Raw genomic sequence first — 12,404 nt, forward strand, 5'->3', positions numbered from 1 at the left:
TTTTTGTATCTTTTTAATCATATTTATTAATAGTAACTATACATTGAATTATGGTAGATTTCAAGGATTTAATATGAATTAATAGTATGAAGTTTTTCTCTTTCATCTTCTTAATATTACTACTGGGTTGTACTGTTGAAAAGCAAAATGATAATGAATTAGAACATGCAGCGGCTACTTTATATTACCAGCCAGACTGTGCAACTATAAATGGCTATATTACTCTAAAACTTTCTGATGAAAAATATGTTTTTCAACATGAAATAGAAGAACAATTTCGCGCAATGGGTGTAGAAGTCAAGGTTGCTTTTAGAAAACATAGCAAATCAGACATTCTAACTAACGAATGTATAACTGCACCAATAATAACTATAACTTCATTAGAAAAACAATAAATTCACAAAGTAAGTTATAAAATAATATTTATATATGTTATACATAATACAAAATTGTTATCTTTAGGCCAAAATTTAGCATATGAATATTCGGTTGATTTTACTTTTGTTCTTCCTGTGTGGGCAACTAACTGCGCAAACTGAGAAAAAACTTGATTTTAAATGGGATACTATTGCCACGCTTAATGATGATTTAGGCGTAAATGGAGCCTTTTCTGGTATTCATAATGATGCATTTATAGTAGCTGGAGGAGCAAATTTTCCAAATGATCCAGTTTGGGAAGGAGGAGAAAAAGTTTGGTATAATACTATTGAAGTTTTACAAAAATCGAATGATAGATATAACTGGATTTCAGTAAATGCAAAATTACCCCGGAAACTGGCTTATGGAGCTTCAGTGTCTACTCCCGATGGCTTGTTATGCATTGGAGGGAATAATTCAGATGGTACATTTTCTGAAGTTTTTCTGCTAAAATGGAACCCGAGAGAGAAGAAAATCGAAATTGAAAAGCAGCCTGATCTACCTGAACCTCTGGCTAATATGCAGGCTACAAATATAGGTGATGAGGTTTTTGTTGTTGGAGGACAGGAAGAAAATGGGAGTAAAGCAAGTAATAAATTTTTCTCTTTTAAAAATAATGAATGGCAACGTTTAGAAGATTTACCAGGCCCAGGTAGAATTCAACCCGTAGTGGTTAGCCAGAACAACGGAAAGGCGAATTGTGTTTATGTTTTTAGTGGAACTCATTTCAATCCCGATGCAAATGATCCGAATCAATTTTTGACTGATGTGTATGAATATAATCCGCTTCAAAAGAAATGGAGACAAAAAGCAGATATTCCTACCAATACTACCCCCGGGCTTTCGGGAGGATATATTGGAGCTGCGCCTGCGGTGAAACTTGGGGATGCACATATTATTATTTTTGGGGGAGCTGGTGGAGAAAATCAACTTTGGAATCAGCGTTTAGAACTTCAGAATGAGTTGGTATCTGTAAGTGAATCTAATTATTCGGAAGCAGAAGCTCGTCACAAATCTGATTCGCTTAAAAAATTAATAGCTAATAATTTTCAGAATACATCTTTCTCTTCCACCATTTGGGCATATCATGCCATTACAGATACCTGGAGTCAAAGAGGGGAGATTCCCGGAAAATCTCCTGTAGTAACCGATGCCGAATTTTGGAATGATGAGATTTTTATTGCTGGAGGAGAGATAAGTCCTGGTGTACGTACCCCGGCCGTTCACAAAATTAGTGTGGAGCCCCACCGGGCAGATTTTGGCTTGATTAATTACATTACTTTATTTGTTTACTTAGCATTAATTGTTGGGCTTGGTTGGTATTTTTCCAGACGAAACAATAGTACAGATGATTATTTTCTGGCTGGGGGGCGTATACCCTGGTGGGCTGCTGGGTTGAGTATTTATGCAACGATGCTTAGTGCAATAACCTATCTTTCACAACCGGCTTTGGCCTATTCTTATGACTGGCAGGCCTATTTAGGTTACTTTACTATTTTGCTTACGGTGCCTATCGTCATTACCTTTTATCTTCCATTCTTTAGAAATTTAAATATTACTACTGCTTACGAATATCTTGAAAAGCGATTTAATATTGCGGTGAGAATATTTGGTAGTGCTTCTTTCGTATTGTTTCAGGTGGCGAGAATGGGGATTGTTGTTTATCTGCCAGCCCTTGCACTGTCTACAGTAGTAGGTTTGGACATCTATACGGCAATAATTATCATGGGTGTTCTTGCAATACTTTACACGGTATTGGGAGGTATTGAAGCTGTAATTTGGACAGATGTTATTCAGGTAATTGTACTTATTGGGGGTCTTATCCTTGGACTTATCTATATAGCCATAGATATTGGGGATGTAGGTTATATTTTTGAAACTGCTTATGCGGATAATAAAATGAAGTTATTCGATTTCCGATTTAGCTGGACTGAGGTCGTAACCTGGTCATTATTTTTAGGTTCTTTTGCATTAAATTTTGCGCCGTACACTACAGACCAGGCAGTAGTACAACGTTATTTAACCACAGCCAATGAAAAGGAATCACGTAAAAGTATCTGGCTTAACGGAATAATTTCCATTCCTGCTGGATTGCTTATCTTTTTAATGGGGACTTTTTTATATGTCTTTTTTAAAGACAATCCTGATTTTATAGTTGTGGGAATGCAAAATGATGGTATTTTCCCATTGTTTATTGCAAATCACCTTCCTCCCGGTGTGGCCGGTCTTGTAATAGCGGGGATTTACTCTGCTTCAATGTCTAGTTTAGATAGCAGTATGCATAGTGTATCAACGGTGGTTACGGTTGATTACTATAAACGCTTTAGTAAAAATTACTCCGAACTTACTGCTATGAAAGTTGCAAAATGGGTAACAATAACGGTTGGGGTAATTGGTACAGCAGTTGCTTGTTTAATGGCAGCTTTTCCCATTGCTTCCCTCTTTTTCTTCTTCCAGGAAGTTGTTGGTTTATTTGGAAGTGCCCTTACAGGTATTTTTATTCTCGGGATTTTCTTAAAAAGAGCTAATTGGGCTGGTACATTAATCGGGGCTTTACTTAGTGTAATTGTGGTTGTTTTTCTAAAATATCAAACTCCTATAAATTTCTATATCTATCCCCTAATCGCAATTCCGGTTTGTGTGATTGGAGGTTATCTGGCAAGTTTGATGATAAAGGTTAAAAGAAATGATAACTCTAAAAACCTGGTTTATCATAAAGGTTTGAAAGATCATAAATTTGAACAATGAAAGGATTTCTAAGCTTATTTTTAATGCTGATTTTTGGAGTTCTAACCGCACAGAATGCTACAGAATTTACCTGGTATAAAGTGGACAAAATGAAGCATGGGGGAAGAATTGATACCGAGACTTCAAATCCATTTCAACGTTTTCCCGACTCTATGAAAAACATTGTGAGAAAACGCGTATGGGATCTATCTGAAAATCCTGCAGGTGTCTATATGAATTTTGAAACTAATACTGATGAGATTATTGTGAAATACGAGGTAAAAGGACCGGTAGAATTTCCGCATATGCCTGCAACGGGGGTAAGTGGAATAGATCTTTATAAACGTGATGAAGGGAATTGGGATTGGGTAAAGGCCAATTATAATTTTGCAGATACTATTTCCTATAAATTTCGGCTAAAAGATACTATAGATTCGACTCAAAATAAGTTAAGATTATATCTCCCATTGTACAATACCGTATCTCATATGGAAATTGGTATTAAAACTAATTCTAATTACAAAGAATCTCCACGGGACCTTACAAAACCAATTGTAGTTTATGGTACTTCCATAACTCAGGGTGCTTGTGCAGGGAGACCGGGTACAGCCTGGACTTCAATTTTATCAAGGGAAATTGGAATTCCTTTATTTAATTACGGTTTTTCTGGAAATGGGCGTTTAGAAGAAGAGGTTCTTAATTTTTTAGCCCAATTAGATGCAGAAGTTTTTATATTAGATTGTCTTGCAAATTTCACATCTGGTCAGGGTTTGAACGCACAACAAGCTAAAATTCGTTTGATAGAAGGGGTTAAAACCATTCGAAAATCACATCCTGAAACACCAATAATTTTAACTGATCATGCGCATGCGGGATATCCACATGGAGCAGTCCATTATCCTGAAAAAGAAAAGTACCTCGAATTAAATCGATCTAATCGGGAAGCTTTTGAGAAATTAAAAAGAGAGGGATTTGATAATATTTACCTTTTAGGATTTAAAGAGTTGGGGTTAGACCAGGAAGATTTTATTGATGGGGTGCACCCAAATGATGCTGGAATGATAAAATATGCCAATGCTTACCTTCACTTATTACGTAAAGTAATAAATTAAAAATCGCTAAGATTTAGATAAAATTTTTGAAGGTTTAAAATGTTATTCTAGATCAAGGATTTTAGCTTTTACCTCATTGAGATAGCTACGCCCAATAACATATAGAGATCCATTTATTTCCACACTATTGCCTTCCACAGCATCAACTTTATCTACTGATATGGTATATGACCTATGAATTCTTAAGAATTTTTTTTCAGGTAAACTTTCGGTAAAACTACTTAAAGTTTGGTGTACTATATATTTACCAGAACGTGTTATAATTTTGATATAATCTTTTAAGCTTTCCACTACCAGAATATCATTAAGGTAAATTTTCTTCATTTTCTTTTTGTCTACTTTTACAAAAAGATGTTCTGTTTCGGTAGGCTGATTAAGCGATTGGCGTTTTACTTTATCTATCGCCTTTAGAAAACGTGGAAAAGATATTGGCTTCACCAGGTAATCGAGTACATCAAGTTCAAAACTTTTTACTGCATATTCCTGATGAGCAGTAGTTATTATAACCATGGGTTTTTTCTCCAGGGTATTAAGAAAACTAAACCCATCTAAAACCGGCATATTAATATCAAGGAAAAGAACATCTGAAGGATTTTTTCTCAGAAATTCAAGTGCTTCTACAGCATTATTAAAACTAGCTTCAACCTTAATATCTTTAACTTGTGAAAGATGATTCTTTATAACGCTTACCGCCAGAGGCTCATCATCAATAATAACACAGCGTAAACTCATTTAGATTTTAATTTTAATGCGACAATAAAGTTCTCGTCTTTGGAGTATATTTCCAGATTATAATCTTTTTCGGCATAGCCTAAAGCCAAGCGTTTTTTTACATTTTTTATCCCTATGCCTCCGCTTTCCTTTTCCAGCTTATTATTTATTCTTTTGTCTGGTAAGGTGTTGCTTACTTTAAAGTAAATATCTTCCTGTTTCACCTGTAATTTTATAGAAATACATACATCTCCAATGTTCTTACTGGCCCCATGCTTAAAAGCGTTTTCAATAAATGGAATAAATAGCATAGGCGGAATTTTTTTACCCTCAATATCCCCGGTAACTTCCATATTTATTTTTACCTGTTCCCCATATCTAATTCGTTCCAAATCCAGGTAATTCTGAATACAAAGTATTTCTTTATCAAGTGGTTGTTTGTTATCTTTAGTTTCATAAAGTAGATAGCGCATAAGTTCAGAAAGTTTTAAAACAGTTTCCGAAGCTTTTTTAGATTGTTCAAGGCTTAGAGAGTATATATTATTTAGGGTATTGAAGAAAAAATGAGGTGAAATTTGCGACCGTAAAAAACGCAATTCGGTTTGAAGTTGCTCTTTTTCTAATCTTGCGGCCCGTTTGCTTGCACTAAGCCAATCTAAAGTTATTTTTATTGCGGTTACAAAAGAAATCACATAGAACTCTCCCAGCATCATAGTAAGGGCGTAATTAAATGTGAATTCAGAAGTAGCTTCGGGACCTTCAGGCCATACATTATTACTTACAAGAAATAGCGTAAGATAGAACTTAGCCACTACCATAATAAAAATTGATGCTAATAAAATAGTGGAAAAGCTTATAAATCGCCGTTTAAAGATAAATCTTGGAATTAAAAAATAAATGGTGAAATAGCATAAAAACATATGAATAGGAAAGCCAATCAAATTACCTTTAAGTGATAAAGCAAAATCATCGTAATAACTACCCCATCGCAGCGTATTAAAAAGAAAATATATTAACCAAAAAACCAAATGATGCCAGGCAGTAATTTTATAGTCACCCTGGTTTTGAATGGAGAAACCGTTTAAGAATTGTTTTCTGGTAAGCATTTTGATTTTTTTCGCTATTCAGCTTTTGTAAATGGTTGTTGGTCTAAATTTCTTTTTTGTGACGCTGAATATATGAATATTTAGCATATAAGTTAAAATAATGTTTACGTGATCTTAAATAATCGATTTCAAGCCCCAGGAAATTTATTAGTATGTTTTTTGGTTTTAATTTTTGCTTCCTGTGAGCAACGGGAAAAAGAAAAAAATAACTCTGATAAAACTGAAAAATTAACCGCACATGTGGATCCTTTTATAGGAACTGGAGGACATGGACATACCTTTCCAGGAGTGGCTCAACCTTTTGGGATGTTGCAACCTAGCCCAGATAATGGAAGAAGTGGTTGGGACTGGTGTTCCGGTTATCATATATCAAGCGATACCATTGCTGGGTTTAGTCAATTGCACCTAAGCGGTACCGGAATTGGTGATTTAGCCGATTTACTTTTTATGCCGGTTACCCAGGAGATTGATCTTGGCCAGAAAGTAACTTCACAGAAAGATATTCCTTATGCTTCAGAATTTCAACACGATTCTGAAATTGCCATTCCCGGTTTCTATAGTGTTTTTCTCGATAAACCTCAAGTGAAAGTTGAGCTCACAACTTTAGACAGGACTGCATATCATAAGTATGAATTTGAGGAAAACGGCGAACAAAGCCTTATTCTGGATTTGGGTTTTGCCATTAACTGGGATAAACCTACAGAAACCGCTATAAATATTGAAAATAAAACCACAATTAGCGGTTATAGGCACAGTACCGGTTGGGCAAATAACCAGAAAGTATTTTTTGTAGCAGAATTTTCAAAACCAATAACCGATCACCGATTTTTTCAGGATTATCAAGTAGTGGAAGGAGATAAAGTTTCGGGAGAGAAGACTTCAGTGCAATTCTATTTCGATAAAGATTCCGGTCGGGAAATTGAAATGAAGATCGCTGTTTCTTCGGTAAGTGTTGAAAATGCCAAACAAAATTTAGCCCAAGGAGATTTCGATTTTGAAAATATCAAAGAAGAAGCCATTCAAAATTGGGAAAAGGAACTTTCTGGAATAAAAGTAAAAACTCCGCAGGACTCCTTAAAAACAATTTTTTATACAGCACTTTATCACACCAAGCTTTCCCCGGTGGTATTTAGCGATAGCAATGGAGAATTTAGAAAAGAAAATGACAGTATTGTAAAGACCAATTACACAGCATACTCTACGCTTTCTCTTTGGGACACTTTTAGGGCGCAGCAACCCCTACTTACCATAACCAACCCAGATAAAGTTACCGATATTATTAATTCTATGTTGGAATATTATAAGGTTGAAAAATCGCTCCCGGTATGGACGCTTTATGGAAATGAAACCAATACCATGACCGGCTATCATTCAATCCCGGTAATTGCAGAGGCTTACTTTAAAGGAATTGAGGGGTTTGATCCTGAAAAAGCCTTTAAAGCTATGAAAACTACGATGATGCAAGATGCTCGAGGACTAAAAGCTTATAAAGAGCATGGGTTTATCCCATATGATGCGAGTGATGAATCTGTTACTATGACTTTAGAATACGCCTATAACGATTGGTGCGTAGCGCAAATGGCGAAAGCATTAGGGAAAGAAGAAGATTATGAATATTTCTCCAATCGGGCCAAAGCTTATGAAAAGGTTTTTGATAAGGAAACCGGTTTTATGCGCGGAAGAAAAAGCGCAGAAAATTCGTGGAATGAGCCTTTTGATCCAAAACATTCTAACCACCGTGTAAATACAGACTATACCGAAGGTAATGCCTGGCAACATAGCTGGTTTGTGCTTCACGAGCCGGAAAATCTTATAGAATTACACGGTGGGGAAACTGCATTCAACGAAAAACTGGAACAGCTTTTTACAGAAAGTTCTGAGATTACCGGAGATCATATTTCGGCAGATATAACCGGTTTAATCGGCCAGTATGCTCACGGAAATGAACCGAGCCATCATATTGCTTATTTGTTTAATAAAGCAGGGCAACCCTGGAGAACGCAATATTGGGTGCGAGAAATTTTAAAAACCCAATATAGCACCAGGCCAGATGGACTAAGTGGAAATGAAGACGCAGGACAAATGTCGGCATGGTATGTTTTTAGTAGTATGGGCTTATATCCTTTTAATCCTGCTTCAGCAACTTATGAAATTTGCAGTCCAATCTTTGAAGAATCAGAAATCCGTTTAAAAGGCGGAAAAACTTTTCGCATAAAGGCTGAAAATGTTTCCGATGGAAATATCTATATACAATCGGCCAGTCTAAATGGAGAAGAGTTCAATCAAACCAATATTTCCCATGAAAAGATTTTAGAAGGAGGAGACCTCGTTTTTAAAATGGGGGCTGAGCCTAATAAAGAATGGGGTACTAAGAAAAGCAGCTCGAACTAATGGCATTTTGGGATGTATTTATAATTATTGTATACGTGGCCGTTACTCTTGGCCTGGGGATTTATGTTTCCCGTAAGGCTTCTAAAGGTCTTGACTCCTATTTCTTAGGTGGAAAAAGCATAAAATGGTACTATTTAGGGCTAAGTAATGGATCAGGAATGTTTGATGTTTCCGGAACGGCCTGGATGGTGGGAATTTTATTTCTATACGGGGTAAAAAGCTTTATGTTTATGTGGATGTGGCCAATCTGGAACCAGATTTTTGTCATGATGTTCCTGGCGGTCTGGATTCGTCGTTCGGGTGTGATGACAGGTTCTGAATGGATCTTAACCCGCTTTGGTGACGACAGGGCAGGAAGGGCTTCTCACCTAATTGTGGCAATTTTTGCTGTAGTAGCGGCCATAGGTTTTATAGCTTATTTTTTTGAAGGTGTAGGTAAATTTATGACTGTAATATTACCCTGGAGTCTGGATTTATTTATTGGCGATTTTTTATTGCTAACATCTGAACAAGCTTACGCACTAATTATAATTTTTCTTACTACTATTTATACCATTAAAGGGGGGATGTTTTCGGTAGTAGCGACAGAAGTTTTACAATATTTAATTATGGTATTAGCAGGAATCCTGATTGCCGGCTATACTTTTTTTGTAATAACCGATGTGGAAATTAGTGCAGCGATTCCCGAAGAATGGAAAAATGTTGCCTTTGGAAATGAACTGGAAGGTTTTTGGAGCGGTAAAAAGGATGTTTTTAATGAACTTATTGATACCGAAGGATATAAAATGTTTGGAGCTTTTATCGGGATGACCCTGTTTAAGGGTTTTTTCGCAAGTGTCGCTGGTCCAACGCCCAGTTATGATATGCAACGTATACTCTCTACCCGAACTGTGAGAGATGCTGCTTATATGAGCGGATTCACAAATTTGGTACTTTTTATTCCGCGTTATTTACTGGTTGGTGGAATCGTGGTTTTGGGGCTTGTATTTCTCGCACCAGAAATTGCTGCGCTGGAAAATTTAAATGGAGGTGATATGGAATTAGTATTACCTCAGGTTATTAATTATGAAGTGCCCGTTGGAATTAAGGGTTTGTTGCTGGCTGGGCTTTTAGCTGCTTTTATGTCAACCTTTTCAGCTTTTGTAAATTCCGGGCCTGCATATATAGTAAACGATATTTACAAAAAATATTTTAAACCTGAAGCTACCGATAAACATTATATAAGGGCGAGCCATATTTCTTCATTTTTGGTGGTAGCACTTGGGGTAATTATGGGCTTTTTTGCCGATTCAATAAATTCAATCACATTATGGATAACCAGTGCGCTGTACGGCGGATATATTGCTGCAAATTTTTTAAAATGGGTGTGGTGGCGTTTTAACGGTTGGGGTTATTTTTGGGGCATGCTCTCCGGCTTAATAATCGCTACCCTACAATTTTTTGTAGATAAGAATAAGGAACATTATATGGAAGGTAGCTGGTTGTTTGAAATTGCGGGTACACCGGCCATTTATCTCTTTCCTATCATTTTTGGGTTTTCCTTATTAGGCTGTATTTTGGGAACCTGGCTAACTCCAGCTACTAATTACCAAACCTTAAAATCATTTTATGAAAATGTACGCCCCTGGGGATTATGGAAACCGGTACGCAAAATGATGGAGCAGGATGGGCATCCGGTAGAGAAGAATAAGGATTTCGGGATAGATATGTTTAATTGTGCGATAGGAATACTTTGGCAATCCAGTATGATATTGATGCCAATTTACCTTGTGGTGCGCGACTTTTATCAGGTGTTAGTTTGGTTAACTGTATTTATTATAACTACGGTAATTTTAAAATTTACCTGGTTGGATAAAGTAAAAAATTATAAAGAATAATATGGAAAAATTAAAAAATATTCCCTGGCAGGAGAAACCTGAAAATTGTAATACGGTAATGTGGCGTTATTCAGAAAACCCCATTATAGACCGTTATACAATTCCTTCCTCCAACAGTATTTTTAACAGTGCAGTGGTGCCTTATAAAGATGGTTATGCCGGAGTATTTAGGTGCGATAATAAAGCGGTGCAAATGAATATTTTTGCCGGTTTTAGTAAAAACGGGATTGATTGGGAAATAAATCACGAGCCTATAGATTTTAAAGCGGGCAATACGCAAATGATAGACTCTGATTATAAGTACGATCCGCGGGTGGTTTTTATAGAAGACCGCTACTGGATTACCTGGTGTAATGGTTATCACGGCCCAACAATAGGTATAGGATATACTTTTGATTTTAAAGAATTCTTTCAGTGTGAAAATGCGTTTTTACCTTTTAATCGGAATGGGGTGTTATTTCCGAAGAAAATTAACGGTAAATATGCTATGCTAAGTAGACCTAGTGATAATGGACACACCCCGTTTGGCGATATTTATATTAGTTACAGCCCTGATATGAAATACTGGGGTGAGCATCGCTGTGTGATGAAAGTTGCTCCATTTGAGCAAAGTGCCTGGCAATGTACCAAAATTGGCGCCGGCCCAATTCCAATTTTAACAGATGATGGCTGGCTTGTATTTTATCATGGAGTAATTGCTACCTGTAACGGTTTTAGGTATTCTATTGGGGCAGCACTCTTAGATGAAAATGAACCTGATAGAGTTAAATACCGTTCTCAACCTTATTTAATGGCTCCAGCTGAGTTATATGAACTTACTGGAGATGTACCAAATGTAATTTTCCCCTGTGCCGCTATACATTCGGAAAAAGAGGATAAATTAGCTCTTTACTACGGCGCGGCCGATACGGTAACTGCAATAGCTTTTGGAAAGCTTCGTGAGATTGTAAATTTTGTAAAAAATAACAGTTTATGATAAAACAATATATTTTTGTTTTAATGGTAATTGGTTTCCTTTTTCAACAGCAAAATTTTGCTCAAAGTAAACAGGTTCCTCGTACCTACGTTGCCCATAAAACTTCAGAGAAGATAATTATTGATGGCAAGGCAGAAGAAACCGCCTGGAAGACTACACCTAAAAGTCAGGATTTCATAGATATTGAAGGTGAAAAAATCCCTACCTATCAAACCAATATGAAAATGCTTTGGGATGAAGATTACCTGTATTTTTATGCGAAAATGGAAGAGCCGCATATTTGGGCTACTTTAAAACAACGTGATACGGTTATATTCTATAATAATGATTTTGAAATCTTCATAGACCCAGATGGTGATACCCATAATTATTACGAGTTTGAAATGAATGCTCTAAATACCATTTGGGATTTATTTATTGTAAAACCTTACCGTGAACCAGCGCCAATTGTGGACAGCTGGGATATTCAAGGCCTCAAATCTCAGGTATATATACAGGGAACCTTAAATGATGCTTCTGATGAAGATGAATTTTGGAGTGTTGAAGTTGCTATGCCATGGGAAGTTCTAAAGGAAGCTAATAGCCACAATGAAATCCCAGAGAATGAATTTTGGCGTATTAATTTTTCTCGGGTAAACTGGGAATTTGATCTGGAAAATGGTACTTATTCCCGGGCCAAAGATGGGAAAGGTGGTTTTAAACACGAATATAATTGGGTGTGGTCACCGCAAGGAGTTATTAATATGCACGAACCGGAACATTGGGGATATGTTTATTTTTCAAACAAAGCTCCTGGCGAAAAAGAGGAATTCAGTATTCCAAATGATGAGAAAATAAAATGGGAGTTATATAGAATGTACCGTGCTCAAAAAACCTATAAAGATAAAAATGGAAAGTGGGCAGGAACTCTTTCAAAAATCAATGGGGATTTTGTACAGGTTGAAGGTGAAAAACTGCAGCCTAAATTAGAAGTCCACAAAACAGGCTGGAATATTTGGGTAGAAAGCCCCTTTACAGGCGATAAACTTCTTATTAAAGAAGATGGAGATTTTATAAAACAAAAAAACTAACCGGTATAAAATTTAAA

9 protein-coding genes are annotated in these 12,404 nt (G+C 36.4%); 7 read left to right on the top strand and 2 right to left on the bottom strand.

Features of this window, described 5'->3' with window-relative positions; all coding sequences use genetic code 11:
• Positions 1-86 precede the first annotated feature (86 nt).
• The 3 genes from BM084_RS00890 to BM084_RS00900 all read left to right on the top strand — a co-directional run bounded on the left by BM084_RS00890 (position 87) and on the right by BM084_RS00900 (position 4,256).
• Positions 87-395 carry a hypothetical protein gene (locus BM084_RS00890; protein ID WP_093302098.1) on the top strand — a complete coding sequence of 103 codons (309 nt, stop codon included), beginning with the start codon at positions 87-89 and terminating at the stop codon, positions 393-395.
• 82 nt (positions 396-477) lie between these two features.
• Complete coding sequence (locus BM084_RS00895) at positions 478-3,165, top strand: sodium:solute symporter family protein (protein WP_093302101.1); 2,688 nt, start codon at positions 478-480, stop codon at positions 3,163-3,165.
• Complete coding sequence (locus tag BM084_RS00900) at positions 3,162-4,256, top strand: SGNH/GDSL hydrolase family protein (RefSeq protein ID WP_093302103.1); 1,095 nt, start codon at positions 3,162-3,164, stop codon at positions 4,254-4,256. The genes BM084_RS00895 and BM084_RS00900 overlap by 4 nt, the downstream gene beginning before the upstream one ends.
• 42 nt (positions 4,257-4,298) lie before the next feature.
• Here the strand turns inward: BM084_RS00900 and BM084_RS00905 are convergent, their stop codons facing one another.
• On the bottom strand, positions 4,299-4,988 hold the full coding sequence (locus tag BM084_RS00905) for a LytR/AlgR family response regulator transcription factor (protein ID WP_075326334.1): 690 nt from the start codon (positions 4,986-4,988) through the stop codon (positions 4,299-4,301).
• Entirely contained in the window at positions 4,985-6,073 is a 1,089-nt protein-coding gene (locus tag BM084_RS00910) for a sensor histidine kinase (RefSeq protein ID WP_075326335.1), read from the bottom strand. Before BM084_RS00910 ends, BM084_RS00905 begins: the two co-directional genes overlap by 4 nt.
• Before the next feature lie 108 nt (positions 6,074-6,181).
• Here BM084_RS00910 and BM084_RS00915 point away from each other — a divergent pair, with 108 nt between their 5' ends.
• From BM084_RS00915 to BM084_RS00930, 4 genes are read left to right on the top strand one after another with little or no spacing between them, the layout of a single operon-like run.
• Positions 6,182-8,464, top strand: coding sequence for a GH92 family glycosyl hydrolase (locus tag BM084_RS00915; protein ID WP_075326337.1), 2,283 nt, complete (start codon positions 6,182-6,184; stop codon positions 8,462-8,464).
• Positions 8,464-10,341, top strand: coding sequence for a sodium:solute symporter family protein (locus tag BM084_RS00920; RefSeq protein ID WP_075326339.1), 1,878 nt, complete (start codon positions 8,464-8,466; stop codon positions 10,339-10,341). Before BM084_RS00915 ends, BM084_RS00920 begins: the two co-directional genes overlap by 1 nt.
• Position 10,342: 1 nt before the next feature.
• Positions 10,343-11,317, top strand: coding sequence for a glycoside hydrolase family 130 protein (locus BM084_RS00925; RefSeq protein ID WP_093302106.1), 975 nt, complete (start codon positions 10,343-10,345; stop codon positions 11,315-11,317).
• Complete coding sequence (locus BM084_RS00930; protein WP_075326343.1) at positions 11,314-12,387, top strand: carbohydrate-binding family 9-like protein; 1,074 nt, start codon at positions 11,314-11,316, stop codon at positions 12,385-12,387. Before BM084_RS00925 ends, BM084_RS00930 begins: the two co-directional genes overlap by 4 nt.
• Positions 12,388-12,404: the final 17 nt, after the last annotated feature.

The sequence above is a fragment of the Salegentibacter agarivorans genome (assembly GCF_900113135.1).
GTDB lineage: Bacteria > Bacteroidota > Bacteroidia > Flavobacteriales > Flavobacteriaceae > Salegentibacter > Salegentibacter agarivorans.

Coding starts and splice junctions, on each gene's coding strand:
- BM084_RS00890 (WP_093302098.1), top strand. CDS start 87: ATGAAGTTTTTCTCTTTCATCTTCTTAATATTACTACTGGGTTGTACT.
- BM084_RS00895 (WP_093302101.1), top strand. CDS start 478: ATGAATATTCGGTTGATTTTACTTTTGTTCTTCCTGTGTGGGCAACTA.
- BM084_RS00900 (WP_093302103.1), top strand. CDS start 3,162: ATGAAAGGATTTCTAAGCTTATTTTTAATGCTGATTTTTGGAGTTCTA.
- BM084_RS00905 (WP_075326334.1), bottom strand. CDS start 4,988: ATGAGTTTACGCTGTGTTATTATTGATGATGAGCCTCTGGCGGTAAGC.
- BM084_RS00910 (WP_075326335.1), bottom strand. CDS start 6,073: ATGCTTACCAGAAAACAATTCTTAAACGGTTTCTCCATTCAAAACCAG.
- BM084_RS00920 (WP_075326339.1), top strand. CDS start 8,464: ATGGCATTTTGGGATGTATTTATAATTATTGTATACGTGGCCGTTACT.
- BM084_RS00925 (WP_093302106.1), top strand. CDS start 10,343: ATGGAAAAATTAAAAAATATTCCCTGGCAGGAGAAACCTGAAAATTGT.
- BM084_RS00930 (WP_075326343.1), top strand. CDS start 11,314: ATGATAAAACAATATATTTTTGTTTTAATGGTAATTGGTTTCCTTTTT.